This is a genomic window from Dyadobacter chenhuakuii, assembly GCF_023821985.2.
Lineage (GTDB): Bacteria > Bacteroidota > Bacteroidia > Cytophagales > Spirosomataceae > Dyadobacter > Dyadobacter chenhuakuii.
In genome coordinates this window covers 5,967,309-5,989,234 of the sequence record NZ_CP098805.1, presented here as the reverse complement: position 1 = coordinate 5,989,234, position 21,926 = coordinate 5,967,309, and the positions used below count along the sequence as shown (strand labels likewise).

Annotated in this window: 21 protein-coding genes; 4 read left to right on the top strand and 17 right to left on the bottom strand. The window is 45.9% G+C overall.

Translation table 11 applies throughout. The features are described from left to right. The first annotated feature begins 129 nt into the window (after nucleotides 1-129). The gene (locus NFI80_RS25135; protein WP_235164212.1) at nucleotides 130-1,320 is read left to right on the top strand and encodes a methylmalonyl-CoA mutase family protein; all 1,191 of its coding nucleotides are present in this window, start codon (nucleotides 130-132) and stop codon (nucleotides 1,318-1,320) included. Next, nucleotides 1,317-3,461 carry a methylmalonyl-CoA mutase gene (gene scpA, locus NFI80_RS25130; RefSeq protein ID WP_235164211.1) on the top strand — a complete coding sequence of 715 codons (2,145 nt, stop codon included), beginning with the start codon at nucleotides 1,317-1,319 and terminating at the stop codon, nucleotides 3,459-3,461. Before NFI80_RS25135 ends, scpA begins: the two co-directional genes overlap by 4 nt. 5 nt (nucleotides 3,462-3,466) lie before the next feature. Here the strand turns inward: scpA and NFI80_RS25125 are convergent, their stop codons facing one another. The 14 genes from NFI80_RS25125 to NFI80_RS25060 all read right to left on the bottom strand — a co-directional run bounded on the left by NFI80_RS25125 (nucleotide 3,467) and on the right by NFI80_RS25060 (nucleotide 16,709). After that, on the bottom strand, nucleotides 3,467-4,663 hold the full coding sequence (locus NFI80_RS25125) for a beta-ketoacyl-[acyl-carrier-protein] synthase family protein (protein WP_235164210.1): 1,197 nt from the start codon (nucleotides 4,661-4,663) through the stop codon (nucleotides 3,467-3,469). Between the two features lie 2 nt (nucleotides 4,664-4,665). Continuing rightward, nucleotides 4,666-4,932 (bottom strand): phosphopantetheine-binding protein, encoded by a 267-nt coding sequence (locus NFI80_RS25120; RefSeq protein ID WP_233796899.1) that lies wholly within the window; start codon nucleotides 4,930-4,932, stop codon nucleotides 4,666-4,668. 22 nt (nucleotides 4,933-4,954) lie between these two features. Then, nucleotides 4,955-6,232: an ABC transporter permease gene (locus NFI80_RS25115; RefSeq protein ID WP_235164209.1), complete on the bottom strand. Its 1,278-nt coding sequence runs from the start codon at nucleotides 6,230-6,232 to the stop codon at nucleotides 4,955-4,957. Between the two features lies 1 nt (nucleotide 6,233). Further along, entirely contained in the window at nucleotides 6,234-6,983 is a 750-nt protein-coding gene (locus NFI80_RS25110; protein ID WP_235164208.1) for an ABC transporter ATP-binding protein, read from the bottom strand. A gap of 10 nt (nucleotides 6,984-6,993) precedes the next feature. Further along, on the bottom strand, nucleotides 6,994-8,025 hold the full coding sequence (darH, locus tag NFI80_RS25105; protein ID WP_233796902.1) for a BtrH-related acyltransferase DarH: 1,032 nt from the start codon (nucleotides 8,023-8,025) through the stop codon (nucleotides 6,994-6,996). 4 nt (nucleotides 8,026-8,029) lie between these two features. Further along, complete coding sequence (gene DarG / locus NFI80_RS25100; protein WP_233796903.1) at nucleotides 8,030-8,428, bottom strand: flexirubin biosynthesis protein DarG; 399 nt, start codon at nucleotides 8,426-8,428, stop codon at nucleotides 8,030-8,032. A gap of 15 nt (nucleotides 8,429-8,443) precedes the next feature. Continuing rightward, nucleotides 8,444-9,586 (bottom strand): dialkylresorcinol biosynthesis protein DarB, encoded by a 1,143-nt coding sequence (gene darB / locus NFI80_RS25095; protein ID WP_235159548.1) that lies wholly within the window; start codon nucleotides 9,584-9,586, stop codon nucleotides 8,444-8,446. A gap of 2 nt (nucleotides 9,587-9,588) precedes the next feature. Next, the gene (locus NFI80_RS25090) at nucleotides 9,589-10,497 is read right to left on the bottom strand and encodes a hypothetical protein (protein ID WP_235159547.1); all 909 of its coding nucleotides are present in this window, start codon (nucleotides 10,495-10,497) and stop codon (nucleotides 9,589-9,591) included. Nucleotides 10,498-10,526: 29 nt separating this feature from the next. Then, entirely contained in the window at nucleotides 10,527-11,012 is a 486-nt protein-coding gene (locus NFI80_RS25085) for a hypothetical protein (RefSeq protein ID WP_235164207.1), read from the bottom strand. 50 nt (nucleotides 11,013-11,062) lie between these two features. Beyond that, on the bottom strand, nucleotides 11,063-12,121 hold the full coding sequence (locus NFI80_RS25080) for a methyltransferase (RefSeq protein ID WP_235164206.1): 1,059 nt from the start codon (nucleotides 12,119-12,121) through the stop codon (nucleotides 11,063-11,065). Between the two features lie 9 nt (nucleotides 12,122-12,130). After that, the gene (locus NFI80_RS25075) at nucleotides 12,131-12,856 is read right to left on the bottom strand and encodes a YdcF family protein (protein ID WP_233796908.1); all 726 of its coding nucleotides are present in this window, start codon (nucleotides 12,854-12,856) and stop codon (nucleotides 12,131-12,133) included. A 232-nt stretch (nucleotides 12,857-13,088) separates the two neighbouring features. Further along, nucleotides 13,089-13,700 (bottom strand): hypothetical protein, encoded by a 612-nt coding sequence (locus tag NFI80_RS25070; protein ID WP_235159543.1) that lies wholly within the window; start codon nucleotides 13,698-13,700, stop codon nucleotides 13,089-13,091. 35 nt (nucleotides 13,701-13,735) lie between these two features. After that, complete coding sequence (gene flxY / locus NFI80_RS25065; protein WP_235164205.1) at nucleotides 13,736-14,998, bottom strand: flexirubin biosynthesis putative acyl-CoA ligase FlxY; 1,263 nt, start codon at nucleotides 14,996-14,998, stop codon at nucleotides 13,736-13,738. After that, entirely contained in the window at nucleotides 14,988-16,709 is a 1,722-nt protein-coding gene (locus NFI80_RS25060; protein ID WP_235164204.1) for a C45 family autoproteolytic acyltransferase/hydrolase, read from the bottom strand. The genes flxY and NFI80_RS25060 overlap by 11 nt, the downstream gene beginning before the upstream one ends. A 62-nt stretch (nucleotides 16,710-16,771) precedes the next feature. On the opposite strand from NFI80_RS25060, the gene NFI80_RS25055 reads away from it, so the two are divergent. Continuing rightward, nucleotides 16,772-17,398, top strand: coding sequence for a 4'-phosphopantetheinyl transferase family protein (locus NFI80_RS25055; RefSeq protein ID WP_235164203.1), 627 nt, complete (start codon nucleotides 16,772-16,774; stop codon nucleotides 17,396-17,398). A gap of 30 nt (nucleotides 17,399-17,428) precedes the next feature. After that, nucleotides 17,429-19,906, top strand: a complete 2,478-nt coding sequence (locus tag NFI80_RS25050; RefSeq protein ID WP_235164202.1) for a PIG-L family deacetylase — start codon at nucleotides 17,429-17,431, stop codon at nucleotides 19,904-19,906. A gap of 3 nt (nucleotides 19,907-19,909) precedes the next feature. Here the strand turns inward: NFI80_RS25050 and NFI80_RS25045 are convergent, their stop codons facing one another. The 3 genes from NFI80_RS25045 to NFI80_RS25035 form a co-directional block, all read right to left on the bottom strand. Beyond that, on the bottom strand, nucleotides 19,910-21,019 hold the full coding sequence (locus tag NFI80_RS25045; protein ID WP_235159538.1) for a vWA domain-containing protein: 1,110 nt from the start codon (nucleotides 21,017-21,019) through the stop codon (nucleotides 19,910-19,912). Between the two features lie 91 nt (nucleotides 21,020-21,110). Next, on the bottom strand, nucleotides 21,111-21,539 hold the full coding sequence (locus NFI80_RS25040) for a BrxA/BrxB family bacilliredoxin (protein ID WP_026631606.1): 429 nt from the start codon (nucleotides 21,537-21,539) through the stop codon (nucleotides 21,111-21,113). A gap of 52 nt (nucleotides 21,540-21,591) precedes the next feature. Beyond that, entirely contained in the window at nucleotides 21,592-21,903 is a 312-nt protein-coding gene (locus NFI80_RS25035) for an SUF system Fe-S cluster assembly protein (RefSeq protein ID WP_026631607.1), read from the bottom strand. Between the last annotated feature and the right edge of the window lie 23 nt (nucleotides 21,904-21,926).

The following is a 21,926-nucleotide window of genomic DNA, read 5'->3' as shown; positions in this document are numbered from 1 at the left end:
AAAATCGCATGACTTTATGTTCCTGATCCGCCGAAGGAACGGTTTGCCCCGACAACTGAAAAAGTAACTTCAAATTTGTAGCTTTGTTTGCAAGCAAAAATCGCTCACTTCCACCTTATCCGTCAAGAAATGGCTGTCCTTAACTTCCCAGAATTCAGCCCTTCCGATAAAAACGCCTGGGAACAACGGGCTGACAAAGAATTGAAAGGAAGGCTTAAAACACTATCTGATTGGACAATCGGGGCTGATCTGCATTTGGAACCTTATGTGACGCGATCGGAAATTGCTCCTGAAAAAATGGCGTCTATGCAGGCTTGTCAGAAAAAAACACCAGGCTGGCAAAACTTGCCTATGGTGAAATTCTCAGAACCGCGCGCAACCAATGCAGCCATGAAGCATGCCCTGGAAAACGGCGCAGATGCGATTATGCTGGACCTTGGAAATGCCAGCATAGCACATTGTGAATTCCCGAAATTGCTTCACGGAATCCGGTTAAGCGACACCGCTATTTATTTTCAAACACAGGAAAATGCTACGGACGTTTTCAAGGAAATATCCAAAAACGCCGGTTATTATCTTAAAGGCGGCATCGCATTCGACCCGGTCGCCCACCAGATGCGCACGGGAAAATCAATTGGTAACAGCATTGACGCTATTATTTCTGTTCTAAACCAAAGCCGCAACATGCGGGAATTTCGGGCCTATATGGTTGAGGGTCATTTATTTCACAACAATGGCGCGACACCAGTGCAGGAACTGGCCATGCTGATTTCGGCCACTGTCAATTACCTGGATCTGCTTACAGACAGAGGGATTTCACCGTTAACGGCCTTCAACCGCGCCCTTTTCTCCATTTCCATTGGCACCAACTTCCTTTCGGAAATCGCCAAATTAAGAGCATTCCGGTTTTTATTACGAAAAGTTTCAAACGCCTATCAACTGCCTGCTGAGCTTTGCACGCCATTTATACAAGCGCAAACATCAACATTTAATGATGCCGCATCCGAGCCTTACACCAACATGATCCGCTCTGCCTCCGAGGCCATGAGCGCAGTAATGGGTGGATGCAATGCATTGACAGTGAGGCCATACGATGAATCAGCCAACAAGCAAAGTGACTTTTCAGCACGGATCGCGCGCAATGTATCCTCCATTCTTGCCCACGAAAGTGCATTGACGTATGTTGCGGATCCGGCGGCGGGCTCATACATGCTCGAAAAAATGTCCCTGGATATGGCCGCCAGGGCTTGGGAGTTGTTTTTGGAAATGGAAGAATCGGGAGGTTCCGAAGCATCCGTGTTAACCGCATCAAAGCCATGAAACCGGATTTCAGGAACATTCAGACGACCCATCATAACGAATCCGCTCAGCCAGAGGAACGGGCTGGCAAATCTGTGTTTACCTCAGAAGGAATCAGATTAAAAAGCATTTATAACCAAAATGATCTCGAAGACGCCGAACATTTAGCATTCGAAGCCGGAATTCCACCGTTCGTACGTGGGCCTTATGCGAGCATGTATCTGGAACGACCGTGGACAATTCGTCAATATGCCGGCTTTTCGACTGCTTCCGATTCCAATGCATTTTATAAGCGCAACCTTGCCGCTGGCCAGAAAGGCCTTTCTGTTGCATTTGATCTGGCCACGCATCGAGGATATGATTCGGATCATCCGCGTGTCACCGGCGATGTGGGCAAAGCCGGTGTTGCGATTGATACGGTGGAGGATATGAAAATGCTTTTTGACCAAATTCCGCTGGATCAAATGTCGGTTTCCATGACCATGAATGGGGCTGTTATTCCGGTTATGGCCTTTTTTATTGTGGCTGCGGAAGAGCAGGGCATTAAGCCTGAGTTATTGTCAGGAACCATTCAGAATGACATTTTGAAGGAATTCATGGTCCGGAACACCTACATTTATCCCCCAGCGCCTTCCATGCGGATTGTGGGCGATATTTTTGCCTATACTTCCCGTTTCATGCCAAAGTTCAATTCCATCAGCATCAGCGGTTATCACATGCATGAAGCGGGCGCGCCCGCGCACATTGAGCTTGCCTATACGCTTGCAGACGGATTGGAATACATCAGGACCGGGCTGAACGCGGGCATCGCGATTGATGATTTTGCACCCAGGCTGTCATTTTTCTGGGGCATAGGGATGAATCATTTCATGGAAATCGCCAAGATGCGTGCGGGACGGCTGCTTTGGTCAAAGATTGTAAATCAGTTTAATCCCAAAAATGAAAAATCGCTGGCATTAAGGACACATTGCCAAACAAGCGGTTACAGCCTTACCGAACAGGATCCGTATAACAATGTTACCCGGACAACGATTGAGGCCATGGCCGCCGTCATGGGGCACACGCAATCGCTGCATACCAACTCGCTCGACGAAGCCATGGCGCTTCCCACCGACTTCTCTGCCCGCATTGCGCGCAATACACAGCTTTTTATTCAGCATGAAACGGATCTTTGCAAGGCCGTGGATCCATGGGGCGGCTCCTATTATGTCGAGGATCTGACAAAAGAGCTCGCAGAAAAGGCCTGGCAGCTGATTGAGGAAGTAGAAAAACTCGGCGGCATGACCAAAGCCATAGAAACCGGACTGCCGAAGATGCGGATCGAAGAAGCAGCGGCAAAAAAGCAGGCCCGCATTGATTCGGGCAAGGACATTATTGTGGGGGTTAATAAATTCAAAACAGAAAGCAAGGAGACATTTGACATTTTACAGATTGATAACCAGGCAGTTCGGCTGTCGCAGATCGCTTCTTTGAATAAAATAAAAGAGGAACGAGATTCGCAGGCAGTTGCATTGGCGCTGAATGCTATCACGGAAGCCTGCAAGCAAAAGGGCGGCAAGGACATGTCTGTAAATTTGTTGGCGCTGGCCATCGAGGCGGCGCGCAAAAGGGCTACATTGGGTGAAATTTCTGATGCGATGGAAAAGGAATTCGGACGTTATAAATCAACCATCCGGTCTGTTTCGGGTGTTTATCAGGCAGAAGCTTCGGATGATGAAAATTTCCGGGCAGCGCTGCAATTGTCTGATCAGTTTGCGGAAATGGATGGCCGGCGTGCACGGATATTGGTTGCAAAGATGGGCCAGGACGGCCATGACCGAGGGGCCAAAGTGATTGCAACGAGCTTCGCCGACCTCGGCTTTGACGTGGACATTGGCCCGCTCTTCCAGACGCCTCAGGAAGTCGCCAAACAAGCAGCAGAAAATGATGTCCATGTAATCGGCGCATCGAGTCTGGCAGCAGGTCACAAAACACTTATCCCGGAACTCATCGCCGAGCTTAAAAACATTGGCCGGGAAGACATTATGGTGATTGCCGGTGGCGTTATTCCGGCGCAGGATTATCAGTTTCTTTATGATGCGGGTGTTAAAGGCATTTTCGGCCCCGGAACCATCATCTCAATTGCCGCACAAAAGATCCTGAAAGAACTCATGCAATCCTAGGACGCTTAATTTACGCTTCCAAAAACAAGGGAAGTGCAATTTCCTCCGAAGCCAAACGAGTTGGAAAGCGCATAGGCCACTTTTTTATCCTGAATCAATGCAGCAACCGGTTGCGCCTTGTGTGAGCTCATGGCCGTTTCCACGTGTAAACTCGGGAAAATCTCATCGTGGACGATGCTTAATATGCTGAAAATGGCCTCCACCGCACCAGCCGCTCCTAATGTATGCCCCGTGTAAGATTTGGTAGAGTTAAAAGGCGGAATTTCTTCGAATAACCGCGACATTCCGGTTAGCTCAACTTCATCATTGTTGGGCGTCCCCGTTCCGTGGGCATTGATATAGTCGATGCGATTGAAGCCAATCCCCGCCGATTCGATGGCTTCACGCATGGAGAGCATGGCGCCTATGGCATCGTCGGACATGGCCGAAGGGTGATGCGCATCATTTGCATTGCCATATCCGGCGACTTCCGCATAAACGCGTTTATCACCAACGACGTCCTCCGCTTCCAGCACAAGATAAGCCGCCGCTTCTCCCAGATTAAGCCCATCCCGGTTTTCATCGAATGGCTTACACGCGGAAGCAGATAAGATTTTAAGCGAATTGAAACCATTAACCGTGTATTTGGCAAGACTATCCACGCCGCCGACGATAACCCTTTTTGCCCGTCCGGACCGGATCAGTCGCGCGCCCATTAAAATGGCATTGGCAGATGACGAACAGGCTGTGTTAATGGTGTCGGAAAAGCCTCTGATGTTATACTTTTCGAGTAATGTAATGGTGTGCGCTGCGCAATTGTATGATTCCAGATATTCCGATCCGCTCGTTTTCAGATTGGCATCTTCATAGAGCTGATCAGTGAGGCACATTCCGCCGACTGTTGTTGCGGAGATGAATGCTGTATCAAAAGATGAAAGCTGGTCTGCGGAAAGATTAGCGTCTTTAATTGCCTCGTCGAATGCCTTGGTAGCAAGCAGATCGGTGCGCGTGTAACCTACGCTATCCTGCAAACCGAGCATTTCCTTCAGCCGTTCGTTGCTGCACGCAATTTCACCGAAAGGAAGTAATGCGGCATAGCGGGAATCAAAATGTGCTGCGGCGGTAATGCCCGTTTTTCCCTGGCGCAAACTGGCGTGGTTCTCCGAAAGGTTTTCACCAATGGCTGATATAATGCCCATTCCGGTCACCAACACCTTTTTCATATTCAGGCCGTTTTTGTATTTGCTAAAATGTATTCAGCCATGTGGTTTACATCCACAAGGATTTTTCTTCCCTCGGCAGGATTGGTGATTTTGATCCCGTACTCTCTTTCAAGAAGCACCACCAGTTCCAGCGAATCAATTGAATCCAGGCCCAGGTCGCCTCCGAAAAGGGGTTCGTCATCCTTAATGTCCTGCGGATTAATGTCAAGTAAATTCAAATATTGTACAATCTGACCTTTAATGACGGGTTTTAAACTTTCTATGTCCATAATTTCTTTTCTGAATTCAAACTTAAATAATTCTTTCCATCCTAAGCTTAAAATAAGTGGCAAGTTGACAAAGCAGGATAAATATCCCTAAAAAGGCGAAGACATTTTTGAGCTCCTGCCAGCTTCCGCCTTTGAGGAAAAGAATGTAGAAACCTTCCAGGCACCAGTGCAGAGGTGAAAAGTTGCTGGCAAACTGCATAAAACCAGGCATAACGAATGTAGGCACCAGGATACCGCCTATTGCCCCGAAAATAATAATGGAAATCGCTCCGAAACCATTTGCCTGCTGCTCGGTCCGTGCATAGGCGCCGATCATCAATGCATAACTCACGGCGGCCATGCTGCTGATCAGGATCACGCAGGCGAATGCAAAAAGGTTAGTAGGAATGGTTAGTTTGGGAAGTCCGAGCTCGGGAAGTATCCATATTCCCATGGAAAATGTCAATGCTACCTGCACCACTGCTACCAGCACGTAAATGGCCATTTTACTAAACATCACCAGCATAAATGTCGTAGGCATGGTTTTCAGTCGCAGAAAACTGCCGTTAATGCGCTCTTTTACAATGTTACTGCCAAGCGAGACGACCATAAAAAACATGGCAAAAATCGTCCAGGCAGGCACATTATGCTGTGTAGAATTGGGAATAGCCGTCGAGTTATTGTTGCTGGCCACGATCTGATTGATCTTAACCCGGTTGGAGATCATTTTCCTTTTCAGTTCTTCCGACTGTCCACCCAGGTCCATGGTTGAGTACATCCGGTCGATCATCAGCGAATTTTCAATAACACTCATGTAGGATTGAATAATGCCCATGATCGAAAAGCTGTAATTTTCCTGCAAAACCGGGTCATTATAAAAAGATAGCGTCGGCATCGACACCTTCTCCGTGTTAACTGAATCACGTTCCAGCCCCAGATCGTCCATCAGAATGTTACTTACATCGGCTGCATTGCTTTCAAGCCCCGAGGAAAATGTTTTAGGAATGTATAACCCGATCAATTTTCCTCTTGATAATAATTCGGATTTCAACGACTTTTCAGCAACCGCATCCTGCGAATCGATCTTGAAAAGGCCGGATTTTTTGAGAAGGTCAACAAGCTTATCACCTTCCTTACCCGCGTCGTGATTGACCACGAGCAGCGGGATCTGGTTCTCATTCACCATTTTATACGCACTATCCTGGATAATGGTAATGATAAATACCAGCAGCAGCGGCATCAGGAACATCAGCGCCAGGCCAACCTTGTCGTTGATCAGCAGCAGATATTCTTTACGTAATGATGAAAAAACCTTGAACATATTAATCCCTGTACTCCTCCCCTGTCAGTTTGATAAATAATGATTGCAGATTAGGAGCGTGATGCGTTTTCCTCAGATCTGTAAGGTCGCCTTTAGCAATAACCCTACCATGGTCAATGAGCGCAATGTGCTTGCAGAATTCCTCTGCTTCGGACATGTGGTGGGAAGTGTAGATGATGGTCGTCCCGGCCTTATTTATTTCCTGCAAATAGCGGATGATCGCATTGCGGCTTTGCACATCGACCCCCACTGTGGGCTCGTCCAGAAAAAGGATATCGGGTTTGTGAATAATGCCGATCGCGAGGTTAACCCGGCGTTTCATCCCGCCTGAAAACGACCCGACTTTTTTATCCGCAAACCGGGCCAATCCCAAAATTTCCAGCAGATCTTCCCGACGCGCTTCAAGCTCTTCCCTGCCCAGGTTATACATGGCGCCGAAGTAATCCAGGTTTTGCCGCGGCGTAAGTTCCTGGTAGAAAGCATATTCCTGAGGAACAAACCCAATATGGCTTTTGCGTTCCTGTTCGGAAATAAATTGGTTTTGGTAGTAAAAGTTAACCGTTCCGGAAGATGGCGGGATTATGCCGCAAAGGATCGAGATCAATGTTGTCTTGCCGGCCCCATTAGGTCCCAGCAAGCCAAAAATATCAGACGTACCAATGTTCAGGGAGACGTCGGTAAGGCTGTTTTCCTGCGCAGTTTTATATTTTTTAGAAACGTTTTGTATTTCAATGCTAACCGGTTCGGTCATATCGTAATGCTCATTTACCAAGACTCATGCGCGATAGTTTCTGAAACGCTTCTTTCTCTACCAATCTGATATCAACCAGCATATCGGCTATTTCATCAAAATCTTTTTGTTCCGTCAACCGGCCTTTGTAAACGCCCGCCATTTTGATCGCACTCGCGCGCCACATGTCGCCTGCTTTGGTAAAGTCCTCAGAAACAGCCGACAAACGATCATCCTGCATGTAAGCGGACGCTTCTTCCAGAAATGCACCGTATAGGAACCGAAAACCGCCTCCGCCTGTGCCGATCTCTTCCTGCATCCGAACAATTTGACCCAGATAAAGGCTGGCTTTTTTCAGCCCAAGCTTATCGCGCCACTTGCGGATATGCCCCGCTGTGTGCCTGATGCCATCCACGCCGGCAAAGCTGCCCGGAATTTTGAGCATATCACGCACATTCCGACGGATTCCTTTTACAATCCCTTTACGGATCATGTCATCGGTCACCGGTTTCACCCGTTCAGGATAATAAATGTGTCCTTTCGGAGCCAGCGGGCCTTGTGCAAAACGAACGCGGCTGAGATCCGACTTGGATAAAGTGGTCACATCCTCCATGACCGGATCACTGATAAGATAATTATTGTCTTCCTGCCCGAAAACGATCAGGTTATGGGCATTGAAATGGAACCGGTATTCTTTTGGAAAATAAGTAAGGTGAAAAACGCCGACCTGGCAGGCCACCGGGACGCCTTCCTGGACTTTTTTGTCCAGGAACGCTTCCGCTGAGGCTACATTTGAGAATTTTTTCCGCGTCACATCTACATTAAGTGAATTGCAAGTCCGCTTGAAAATAGCACCCGGCATGGTCCTGAAAGAAATCGCAGGGCCGTTATTAACAGTAAGGAAAGGAATCTGAATGTAAAAAAGCCCCGAACCCATTCCAAAAGCCAGCGGCTCGGTCATGAAATCCAGACCGTGATAACGCAACAATGCCGTGGTAACCCCATTCTCACAATGTGCGGTCTGAACGTGGCGGAACTCATCCGTATGGCTATCAATATTCACTGGATCAACCTTTAAAATTTTTCAATTCCTGCAATGTAACATCGAATGCGCTGGCATATTTTTCCAGCTTCCGGTCGCTTAATCCTTTAAAAACAGATGGTTTTAAATGTCTTTTGATAAAAAAAGGAAAAAAACCTGTGTAACCCGACAGAACCGACAGATCCATCAACCGGAGTTCCATATAGTAGTAGATCGGACTTTTCTCACCGTTTGCTACGGCTTTTCTGGCGTCCGCTATCCGTTCATTCACATCGTCCCATGCGCTATCCAGCGCCTGTTTTTTAACCTCCCAACCTCTGCTCAACGCGGTTTCGTATTTTCCGTCCTGATTTTTGACGTAACATACTTCCCTGGTAAATTTATCCAGTGCGCCCGGGTCTTGTGGAAGGTCTTCCTTTTTCATGGATCAGCAATTAGATCAGCAAACGGTCAACATACAGAACATATAAGAGAAGCGGGAGCTTTCGGGAACTGCTAAAAGTATCTTCTCACCCTTTTTCAGTGCCCCGCTGTAAAAAACTTCTTCAAGCATCATATAAATCGAAGCCGAACCTACATTGCCCTTGGTAACCAGGTTGGTATACCACTTTTCCTTTGAAATCGGCATGCCGTTCTCGTTACAGAAGTCTTCGATTTTGTTTTCAAAAAAGTAGCTGGACAAGTGCGGCAGGAAATAGCTCACTTCATCCATGCTGATCCCCCGTTTGTCGAGGATATCTTTTAATTTGGCAAAACCCAATTTAACAATTTTTTCTCCTAAAAGCTTCACATCCTGCTTGATACTGAACACAGACTGTTCCAGGACCTGCTCACTTTTAAAATCTTTATAGCTTTTAAGCGTACCGTCCTCCTGCTTGTCAGCGCCCATATACATGCATGCCTCCTCCTCGTTGGCATAGGAGCAGCCTTCTATCCAATCAATTTTCAATGATATCCCGGACTTGTTGGGCTCGGATTCGACAAGGAAAGCGCCGGCGCCATCCGACAACATCCAGCGTAGAAAGTCTTTTTCGAAAGCCAGATAAGGATTTTTTTCAAGCCTTAAAAGCTGCTGCACTTCATCCTCAAACTGATCCGCGCGCAAAACAGGAGAAAGCCTTTCGGAAGCACAGGCCACCGCTTTTTGCTTTTCGCCCAGTTTTACAGACATGTAGGCATATTTGAAAGCGTGCATCCCCGCGCAGCAAACGCCCGAAGGCGACACAACCTCAACAGGGCCGGTGTCTTTCAAGTAGCCGTGCACCATTGAACCGTGTGAGGGCATCAGTTGGTCCGGGCTCGACGTAGCACAACTGATCAGGTCCACGTCCTTTATTTCCGATGTATTTTTTTCAAAAAGTTTTGTTACCGCCAGCGCCGCCATTTCTGCATTGGTATGCGTCGTTGTGCCGTCTTTCAGCAGCGCATAATATCTGTTTTTTATGCCGTTATTACGTAAAACAAGTGCTTTTGATTTGGAAGGCTTTCCATTTATATATCCTAAATATGCTTCCATTTCATCATTGGAAACGGGCTCATTCGGCAAAAACTTGGCAATTCTGGTAATATATGCGTCTGACATTATTATTTGGTTTCTACACCACAAAAGTATTGTTTTTTCTTCTTAATCGCATTTCCGGTAAAAGGCACGATCAGCAAATTATATACGAAAAGGATCACGGGAGCGACCATAAACAAGGCGATCAGCAGATAATATTTGAAAAAACCAACCAGTCTTTTCCGCTTAGCAGGAGTCGTTCCTTTTGTTTTGATCAGCTTTGCCCAGATCCTGAAAAGTTTTTTGGCACGTTGTTCAATAAACAGAATGTCTGTCGGGATCGCGATCAAACCTGTTGCCAGAATCTCGTTCTGCAGATTGCCGTAATCTGATTTTGCTGCTGCGTTGTTCACAATATCGCCAAATTGCGATGCGCTTCGGATATCCTGGTCACTAACGCCGGGAAGTGGAAAAATATTCCATTTTCGGTCTTTTCGTCCGGTTAGCATCCAATGTAAAATAGTAAATGCGCTGATCAGATTCGACGTCCGGTCCATCAGCGGAATGTTGCCTACCAGCTTACCGCCTGCATTCTTAATTAACTTTTTAACACTCTCCTGCGAATTGAGCCACATATTTCTTCCTCCTATGACGGTCACAACGGGCGTGCCGCGCAGGATGGACTGGAAAGTAGGGTCTTTAAGCAGGGATGTAACGGGTGGCGAAGGGGACAAAAACCAGGGCTGATAACCCAATACGATCAAGTCGTAACGCTCAGCTGTGTAGGGAATTGATTTTAGTGGAATGGTGTCCTCCTCAACACATTCCGGCATCTTATCGAAGAATTCCTCCGTAGTCCAGGGAAAAACGTAAGGTGTAACCGGGAAAATCTGGTGCTTCTCTATGCTGTTTGGATCGAATGGAGCTAAAAACTGGTCGATGATTTCATTCAACTGTCCGGTTTGCGAGTAGTTTACGACTAGTATTTTTGCCATTGATCAACAATTCCTGTTTACCTGAATTCTCACTTTAAATCACTCGCTTTCAACACCTTGGAATCCTTGGCATAATTGGAAACAATCGCTTTCAAATCATTGTCCAGCTTGCCAAAACCCGCTATCACTGCCTGCTTGTCTTCGTCAAGCTGCTTATTATATTTCAAAACCTTAGGTGCATGTTCCTGAATGGTTAGTCTCAGAAACCGGTATTCTGTATTGGCCGGATTACTTTTAATCTCATCTTCAAGCATATAAGCACCTTTTTTGAAAGTTTTGACTTTCACTTTTACACTTTTCTGAAACCCCGCCTTCTTCATTGTCAATGCGCCTTTGCAGGCGTTGATCCGGGAAGACGGTTTTTCCTTTTCAAGATTTGCAAGCGCCTGATCGATAGTGGATTCTTCCCCGCTCGACAATGCCTTATAAAAATCTTTTTTTTCCGACTGAACAAACCCAAACGTAGTCAGGGATGCCAGGCAAACGAGTATGATAATAATCAGGGATCTTTTCATGTAACTAATCGTAGACTATTGCTTAAACAAATGATCAGAACCAGATGTTCCTAAGCCCGTTTTTTGCATTCCAAAATAGTATGATAGCTATCGCCGATCAACGGATAGGTTTCCACGATTTCGAACCCAGCCTGACGGGCCAGATCCTTCATTACTTCCACACGATACATTTTGCTGTTTCCATTCGCCATAATTGTGAAATAGAGCGATGTAGCCACCAGGCTATGATGAGCAGCCGGGAAATTCTGGTTGTCGAAAAAGGGTTCCAGGATGTAGAGCGTCGTGTTTTCGGAAGCTGCATAGCACGCATTTTCGAGGATCTGAATGATCTGCTCTTTTGAAAAGCAATCCAGAAACTGACTCATCCAGATCACATCAGCGCCCTTCGGGATTTCCTGCGAACGATCCAGGAGGTCAATCGGGTGGAAACTAATGCGGTCCAGTAAATTCCGCTCCGTTGCATTGGCCTGTGCCACTTTCAGCTGAACTGGAAGGTCAAGTATTTTTAACCTGACATTAGGATCGTGCTTGCAGCATGCAAATGACCATTTACCTGTGTTTCCGCCTACGTCAAAAATTAATTTTGGATTGTTCCTGAACACAATTTTTAATGCTTCGGGAAATGCGTTGTCCGAATAATAATGGTCAAATTCGAACCAGGAAGTTTTCGCTGGCTCCGGTAATACAGAAAGTCCCTCGTAAATGGTCGGCCAGTTGCCCAGCACTTTCAGCCCCTCAGGTTTGCCATTTTTGAAGCTTTCGGTCATATTTTTTGCACCGAGATAGCAAACATCATTCATGAAGTTGATATTGACCCGCGTCATTTCGTCTTTCAGGAGGAAAAAACCGATCTTGGAAATTTTAATAATGTCGTCTTCCACTTCCACAACCCCAAGAACCTCAGCGGCTTCCAGCAACAAAGTAACACTATACTCCGACACACCGGTTTTTTCAATAATCGTCTCAATGCTGACACCTTTCCGATTGTTGCTGATAAACTGCAAAATGCCCAATTCCCGAAGCGCAACGACCGCTTGAAAATACATGGGACCAAATGCTATTTTTTGTGCTTCATACTTGGCGTCAATTGCCGACAATTCTTTTTTCATTATACGCTTTTAAGGTTCATTTTTGGCCGAAGAGGCGGGTATCATTCTATCTTTAAACTTCCTTCTGTGCTTTTTCTTTTTGAGGTCTTCCTCATGCCAGACAATGTATCTGCCCATGGTGCCCCTGAAACGCTGGAAAAAATTTTCCCTTTCCGACAGCTTCACAAATCCTTCCCGCACGGCCAGCGTGTTGTCTACTTTGGGCTCGTAAAGGTTCATCCCCTTTAACGTATCGATGACAGTCGGCAGAAGCCCGATCGGCAGGTCGAAACGCTTAATGAATTTGCGCATGTAGCTCGTCTGGATCGGGTCGGTAGCGAGTGCAAGTTTCGTAAAACCCAGGTCTTTTCCAAGGCGATAAGAATAGTATACGTTTTCCGTGCTGTGCTCGGCTTTTTCTTCGGTAAAAATATTTTCACGGGGTACGCCTAATGCGTGTGCATAATTGGCCATCACCTTACTTTCTACATAAGGCGTAGCAACGGCAGAGCCTGAAAAGATAATGTTTTTGGTGTATCCCTTTGAATAAAGGTAATGTGCCCAGTGGATGCGCATTTGCAGGATCATATCCCATTTCTCACCATTGTGCGGAAAGCCGGGAACGATGACGGCATCATAGGGCGACTCTTTGATTCCTTTGTTGAATGCTTTTGCAGCCGACCGATATAGCATTTTTCCGCATCCTGACAATGATAATGTAATGAGCGCCAGGAAAATGAGAGGTAAAATCCGCACGTTTATGGGTTATCAGTTAAACAGTAAGCTGTGAAGCGCTCCCCCAATCTGGCGAACAAATCACAGCTTACAAAATATGCTATGGTATCGGTAATGGACTTTAAAAATAGGCAATTCTGTTTACTTTTTAAACCTTATAGGGTTTTGTAAAGCCAGTATGCATGAGAACGAATGCAGGAAGTCACAGCTTTTCATAACATAAGGATGTTAAAATTGTGACTCTGGATTGTTATTAAAGCTTTTTATCCAAAAATGCAGCAAGAGATTTTCCTGCTTTCGCATAAGATTCCGCGATCCTGACGCCGGTGTCAAAATCGAAGCCGCCAAACTGGCCGCCGGGAACATTGCGCATATTCAGCTGAGCAACTTTTGCAGATTTATTCGCTGATTCAACCAGATCCACTTCGTAATCCACGTAGGCATTTTTACGCATCACCCCTACATTAAAGCCAGGCTCAACGAATTTCGTGCGAACGATCAATGTGTAAGTTGCATCCGGACGGGACTGAACGGCTTGCAGGCCTTTGTCAGCCATTCCCTTATTGAAAAGCTCTTCGAATTTGGGTTCGAAACGGTTTTTGCGGTCATCAACCCAGGCTTTTTTCCAGGCGTCACCTTTGCCTGCTTCCTTTGCATTGTATTCAGCAGATTTCTTGTCCAGATATTCTTTTTCAGTTGCAAATTTGCCAACCCCGAACTCTGAATAATCGTATTCAACGTTTACTGTTTTCTGGCCTGATAATACGGCAATGTCTCCGCTTTTCAGCTCGACTCTCTGAGCAAATGTATCTGTTGCTCCGATCGCAACAATGGCAAAAACTGCTGCGTAAATGGTCTTTTTCATGTTCGTAATTTTATTTTTATATGGTAATAGAGGCGTCAAATATAGATCAATTTTTCAGGTTTGCGTTTTTCCTGTTTGTATATTCTGAGGTTGAGTTCGTGAGCGGTTGTGAACGCAAATGACGGCGTCACGCGAAGCCTGGATTTGAATAGTGAATGCAGTTTTTCCCGAAAAAAGGCAGTGTCCAGATGATCCGGTAACTGGATCGAAATGTCATCATTCCCAAACTCGTTTTTGGCAACGACAACCTGATAAAGGTCAATTTCGGGCATCATATCAAGGACATCGAAAATAGCAGGCGGGAAAATGGTCGTTCCCTTAAATTTAATCATTTGCTGCTTTCTGCCCACAACAGGACCCACGCGCGGGCTCGTGCGGCCGCAAGCACATTTTTCGTAATGCACATGGCATAAATCGCCCGTCCGGTAACGCAGCAGCGGCATTCCTTCCACGCCTAATGTTGAGATGACAATCTCTCCAAGCCCACCCTCTTTAACCACAATATCCTGCTCATCAACCACTTCCAGGATCAGCAGATCTTCATTCAGATGTCCGCCTTTACCCTCGCTGCATTCCGTGAAAGCCGCACCCATTTCTGTTGACGCATAAGTGGAGTAAAGTTTCACATCCCACTGTGAAGTGATCCGCTTACCGAGTTCATTATAAGTAAAATCCGGATTCCGGATCGGTTCACCGATGCATATGACCGATTTGATGCTGGAAGAGGCGAAATCGATGTTATTAGCCATGGCGTAATCAATGAGCCGCGGAATGAACGAGGGGATGGCGATGATAACGGTAGGCGAAAAACGCTGGATCGATTCCCATTGCAAAAACGGTGCGCCCGGCCCTACCCGGATCATTCCGGCTCCTAGTTTCCGGGCGCCCATCCAGTATGCGAGCCCGGCCATAAACCGCTTGTCAATGGTGGTCATGAGCTGGTAAATGTCATGCTCGCTCCCATCGGCGCAGCGAAATGATTCGGATTCATTCTCGGCAAGCCTTTCAATGTCGGAGTCTGTTAGATAAAATGCCACCGGATCGCTTAATGTGCCCGAAGTCGTTACATAATCCGCGATCCTGCCTTTTGGAACACACAAAAAATCATCATTGGCCGCAGCCAGATCGTCCTTCGTAGTGAAAGGCAGCTTTGCCATATCTGCAATTGAAACAATGCTGTCCACATCCACGCCGTGCTTCCGAAAAACCTTCTGGTAATAAGGAGAATGTGCCGAAACGTAAGCCAGCAAGTGCTTCAATTTTTGCTCCTGCGTTTCGCGGATCATATTAATGGTCATTGGAATCAGGTTTATAACTAAAAATCAGAAAGGAGACTTTTTGGCTTTCGGCGATTTTGTCTTTGATCACATTCCTTTCCTTGAGAGACGCTACATCGTGATTTAAGGCTTCCCTGTAATAGCTGATCGCTTTCTTTGAATTTTTTCTCTTTTTGAAATAATCACCTAAAAACAGATAGGTAAGATAACTTTCCGGGTTATTGGCTACAAAAGCAACCTCTTCTTCGCGCGAGAGCTCGAAAGGAACGCCCAGCATCACATATTTACTGATCTTTTGCTTGGTAACCTTGAACGCTTCAAACTTCTTGTAATCATTGGAAGCCAGGAAAGGGTCTGAACGGATTTTGAGTGAATCCACGGGTTGGAATGTTCCGTTCCGCGAGAATACATCATTTAAATTGTAATAAATAAATTCCCCCAACTGGTAAGGCGGCGTTGAAATCCACATTTCTCTTTTTTCCGGCTTGAAAAGAATCCCGTGATGCGCAATGAGCTGGTTCAGTGTTTTTGAATTGCCATAACCCACGAATTTGTCATTAACGCCCTTTTGATCGCGTAAAATAGCGGCAGCCTTGTCCACATCGAGCGGGTAAGACCGGTTCATCAGCTCATTCATGCGATCAAAACGAGATTTGGAATCTGTATCCTTGATGTTGTTAATGTTCACAGAATCAGTAACAAACGATTTTCCCTGGTAATGGTTGGCGCAAACCAGATAATCCTTTCCCGATTCAAAAACATCCATTTTCTGTGGCGATTTTTCAATAATAGCCGCATTATCATCGGCCGCGGAACCGATCAGTAAGGATTCGGAAACGAATGTTTCGCTATGCTGCGCGATTTTCCTGGCTTCTTCAATGGTGCCTGCATACTGCAAAATTTCCCTGGCCAAAATAGAAATCGGCTCTTTCGCCGCAAACGGAATGTCTGATTTTGAAGCATTTAATGTAACGGTTATGCCTTTTTCATTCATTCCCGAAACCACACCGGTAAGCCCCGCCCAGGCGTATGAAGCGAATTTGTAGCCCTTATCCGGGTTCATGAACACGATCAGCTTGTCTTCGGCGAAAGCATCGCCCATATAGAAATCGAAGTTCCTGGCAATCAGCAGCGTGGAGTCCTTTGTCAATGCATTATTGACTGCAAAAGACGTGCAGCCAACCATATTCAGATCGGTAAGCGCGTGGCCGATGTCGTGCGCGGCGTGGTAATTGAGAATGCGGTAATATTTAGGGCCAATGTAGTTGAACTGCTCAGAAAAAGATTGGGACACGCCGTAAATTTCCTGCTGGTTTTCTTGGGGAATATATTTGTAAATGTCCCGGTTAAACCAGCCGACAAATCCCTTCAGCACCTGCAAAAACACGCTGCTGGGAATCATTTCCTTGATCTGGTTAACAAAATGGACTTCCTGCTTTTCCATTAATTCCTTTGCAAGGATCCCGTAAATGAGCCCGCGCTCGTAAGGCTTCCCTTCCAGATACATTTCCCAGATCCCCTGCTTATTCTTTTTAAGCCAGCAATTTCCGACCGTATAATGATCTTCGGCCACCTTCATGCGCTTGTAACTCCCGGTTGTTTTATTACTTTCAAGCTTGGGAGCCGGCACGCGGATGCGCCAGAGGAAAAGGCCAAAGAGAATACCCGCAATGAGCAGGAATATGCCAAAGGTTTTCAGGACGTTCCTCGTAATTCTATTTTTGGGCCACATAATGAGCAGAGACGGGCAAATGCAGTTATTATGCCCGGTTTGAATATCAAAATTAACAATAAATGGCCATCTGTTACATAAAAAGCATCTCGGATGATTCAACGCTGGGCTTATGGCATATGTCGGAAAGTTGGCAGGAGCTGAAAGAAATGGTTAACCTCCACGACCTGGAATTGCTGGCACTGGAAGATAAAAAAACCGACCGTAGAAAGCAGGAATGGCTGGCCTGCCGCATTTTATTGCAGGGAATGAGTCAAATGCAACCTATCATTGTTTATGATGAAAATCGCAAGCCACATATAAAAGCTAGCACAAAGCAACTCTCCATGTCGCATTCGGGTGCCTATGCCTGCGTGTATGTGCATGATAGTAAGCCGGTTGGAGTGGATTTACAGCAAATGAAACCATCTATTTCCAAAGGCGCCGATTATTTCCTGAACGATGCCGAAATGCAGTGGACGGATCTGAACGACAACGTTTTGCTGCATTTGATATGGTGTGCCAAGGAGGCTGTATTTAAATATGCAGGCGATGCGGATCTGGACTTGAAAAAACATATTATTACAAATCCTTTTCAGAGCAACCAAAATGGAACAATTGAGGTTTGTATTCAAAAGGAAAATGTAAACAGGTCTGTCAAAGTGCATTATGACGCATTTGAAGACTACTTACTGGCCTGGACCATTTGATTTTGCAAAAGTTTAAAACCTAATCCCCATATGCAGCGAGTTCTTACCATCCTCTTTTTATTAATTGCTTTCCAAATTTCCGCACAGGTTCCTTCGCAGTCATCGAGTGAAATTTTTCAGAACATTAAGAAACTGAACGTCTTAGGCTCGGTGCTTTACATTGCGGCGCATCCGGATGATGAAAACACGCTGATGCTTTCCTATTTGTCCAAAGATCAGCTTGTGAGGACGGGATATTTATCATTAACGAGAGGCGACGGCGGGCAAAATCTGATCGGTGCGGAACAGGGTTATAACATTGGCGTTATCAGGACGCAGGAGCTGCTCGCTGCACGGCGCATTGATGGCGCACAGCAATTTTTTTCAAGGGCTTATGATTTTGGTTTTTCCAAAACACGCGAAGAAACATTGAATTTTTGGGATAAGGACAAAGTGCTGGGCGATGTGATCTGGATGATCCGCAAGTTCCAGCCCGACGTCATCATTACCCGTTTCCCACCCGATCCACGCGCTGGACACGGCCACCACCAAACTTCCGCATTCCTGGCCGAACAAGGTTTCAGCATGGCCGCCGATCCGAAATCCTACCCCGATCAACTAAAATTTGTAAAACCATGGCAAGCGAAAAGACTCGTTTGGAACACGTACACGCCTGGTTTTACGAACAAGCAGCCCACAGAAGAGAAAAACCCTTTCATATCCGTTGAAATTGGCGGTTACAATCCAATTTTAGGCAAATCTTACACAGAAATTGCAGCAGAGAGCCGCAGCCAGCATAGAAGCCAGGGATTTGGAAGCGCACCTCAGCGTGGGGCCAGGATCGATTATTTCCTGCATAAAGTGGGCGAACCTGCACAAAAAACCCTGTTTGACGGCATTGACGTTTCTTGGAAACGCGTGAAAGGAAGCGAGAAAGTGCAAGCTATGGTTTTAGCCGCGATCAAGAACTTCTCCGTAAACAAGCCTTCCGCATCTGTTCCCGAGCTCTTGAAAATCAATGCCGAACTGAACAAGCTGGATTCGGCGAACATTTATATCAAGGCAAAAAAGGAAGAAGTTAAAGAGCTAATATTACAATGTGCCGGACTTTGGTTTGAAACCAATCCGGATGATTTCTCCCAGGTTGCAGGCGATACGGCTTCTGTTAAGGTGTCTGTTGTGAAAAGATCTGATTATCCAGTGAAACTCCTTTCCCTGCAATGGACGGGAAACAAAAAAGACAGCACATTAAACATGTCCCTGGAAGATAATGAGCTGAATTCCATAGCATTGAGTCCCGTTTTACCAACAAGTCTGAAAATTACGCAACCTTACTGGCTGGAAAAGCCGATTGACAAAGGTTTGTTCCAAATTGATAATCAGCAGGACATTGGATTCCCTGAAAACCGCCCGGAAACCGTTACCAAATTTACCTTTGAAATCGGCGGCCAGCAATTCAGCTTTTCACGCCCCTGGATTTACAAGAGCACAGATCCGGCACAAGGTGAGATTTACCGTCCATTTGAAATCCGCCCTGCTGTAACGACTACCATTACAGAGCCCGTTTTCATATTCTCATCAATGGAGCCCAAAACGGTTACCATCGTCGTAGAAGCACAACGGAAAAATGTGAAAGGATCGGTTAAGCCCGAAATTCCCGCAGGCTGGAAATCTGTTCCCGAGTCTGCAAGTTTTGATTTGAAAGGAAAATATCAGCAGCAATATTTCTCGTTCATTGTTACGCCCCCGGCTGATAATCAGGAAGTGAAGTTAAAAGCAATCGCAACGGTCGACGGCCGGATGCTTGATAAATCGGTTAAAACCATCGCTTACCAGCACATTCCAAGTCAGACGATCTTCCCTACATCGGAAGCGAAACTGGCCAAAATCGATGTAAAGACAACGGTCAAGAACATTGGTTACATTGCTGGTGCCGGTGATGATGTGCCAACAGCTTTGCGGCAAATGGATTGCCAGGTTACCATGTTGAATGAAGGTGGTCTGGCGAAGGATCTGGCAATTTACGATGCCATTGTTGTGGGCGTCAGGGCTTATAATACGGAGAATTATTTGGCCAATTACCAATCCAAATTGATGGATTATGTTAAGAACGGCGGCACGATGGTTGTGCAATACACCATTCCGGGTGGACAAAAAGTAAAGCAAATCGGACCTTACGACATGGAACTGGGAAGAGACCGCGTTGCCGAAGAGGACGCAGAAATGCGCTTTCTATTGCCTGAGCATCCACTACTGAACTATCCCAACAAGATAACAGAGAAAGATTTCAATGGCTGGATCCAGGAACGCGGGCTTTATTTCGCACAAACCTGGGACAAAAAGAATTACCAGGCCTTGTTTTCAGCCAATGACAAAGATGAAACTTTAAAAGAAGGAAGCGTGCTTTATGCTCAATATGGCAAGGGACACTACATTTATACAGGTTTGTCCTTTTTCCGGGAGCTTCCTGCGGGCGTTACGGGAGCATACAGACTTTTTGCCAACATGATTTCTGCTGGCAAAAAGTAAGCATTACTTAACGTTTTTTCTGCGGTTACGCTGGAAGTCTTCCAGCACAAATCCGCCCAGGCCTTGCAGGTTGCTGTAATAGGCACGCCCATTATTCACCTGGGTGAAATTCTGTACAAATTGTTTCAGGTAGGGATCCGTGGCGATCATGAATGTCGTCACGGGAATGTCCAGCCTTCTGCATTGTGCTGCCAGGGTGAGGGTTTTGCTAATGATCTTGCGATCGAGGCCGAAGCTATTTTTGTAGTAACGGATTCCTTCTTTCAGACAGGTTGGCTTACCATCCGTGATCATGAAAATCTGCTTGTTACGCGTTTTTTTCCGGCGCAGAATGTCCATAGCAAGCTCCAAACCCGCCACTGTGTTTGTATGGTAAGGGCCTACTTCCAGGTAAGGCAGATCTTTGATCTGGATCTGCCACGCATCGTTACCAAAAACGATAATGTCAAGCGAGTCCTTCGGATATTTACTTCTGATGAGCTCGGCGAGTGCCAATGCTACTTTTTTTGCAGGCGTGATACGGTCTTCTCCGTACAAGATCATGGAATGACTGATATCAATCATTACAACGGTTGCAGTGGTTGTTTTTTGCTCACGTTCCACCACTTCCAGGTCATTTTCCATCAGCATAAAATCACCGATGCCATGGTTAACCTGCGCATTTTTGATGGATTCCGTCATCGCGATCTGGTCCAGCGTGTCGCCAAACTGAAATTGGCGAATGTCGCTGCTCAGCTCATCGCCTACGCCCATATGCGGCGTGTGATGGTTTCCGCCTGTTTTCGAGCGTTTCAACTTACCAAAAATCTCGTCCAAAGCACTTTTACGGATGCTCTTTTCAGCTTTTGGCGTCATAATGATCTTACTCTCACCCTCCTGCTTCTCTTCCGTGATATATCCTTTCTTTTTCAGGTCATCGAAGAAATCGCCGATGCCATAGGAATCATTGGTCAGATTATATTGGCGGTCGAGTTCACTAAGCCATGACATTGCCTCACTCACATCGCCGGAAGTCATTAACAATAACTGCTGAAAAATGTCGAACAATTGCTCAAACTTGCTGTTTGGGCCTTGTTCGGCTGGAATAAATTTTGAAAAACGATGTCCGCGCATATAAAATCAGGCTTAAAAAGATCTCGAAAAAAAGACGGCTACTTTCAAATTTAATCGAAAGTAGCCGCATATTCATTCATATTTTAAAAGACTACGCCTCTTCTGCGCAGAACTCTTCAAATGCCATTTGCAAATGTTGTGCAATCATCTCAGCCGAACGGCCTTCAATGTGATGACGCTCAACAAAGTGAATCAATTCACCATCTTTGAAAAGCGCTACTGCCGGTGAAGACGGAGGATATGGCAATGTATATTCGCGCATTTTAGCGACTGCTTCCAGATCAGCCCCTGCAAAAACGGTTGCCAGATGATCAGGCTTAATTTCGCTGCGTGACAAAGCTGCTGTTACACCGGGACGGGCAGCCCCAGCCGCACATCCGCAAACTGAATTGATCACAACCAAAGCTGTTCCTTTTGTAGTTTGCATAAAGTTGTCAACTTCCTCAGCCGTTGTCAAATCCTGAAAACCTACATTAACCAGTTCAGCTTTCATCGGAGCCACTAATTGTGGTGGATACATATTTCTAAAAATTAAAGTTTATGATAAAAATTATATTCTTCTCAGCCGGAAACTACATGAACCCAAGTTCAAGCTTTGCTTCTTCCGACATCATTTCTGTTGTATAAGGGGGATCAAATGTCAGTTCAAGACTTACATCATTCACCCCTTCCACTTCACGGATCTTCTGTTCTACTTCCCCTGGCAATGTTCCCGCAGACGGGCATGAAGGCGACGTCAAAGTCATGGAAACAAATACATTATTGACAGGGAAGATTTTCAAATCGTAAATCAGCCCTAGCTCATACACATCCACCGGAATCTCCGGATCGTACACAGTCTTGATGGCCTTAACAACTTCTTCCCTTAATTCTGACTCTGACATTTTTTATAAATTTACTGATCTGA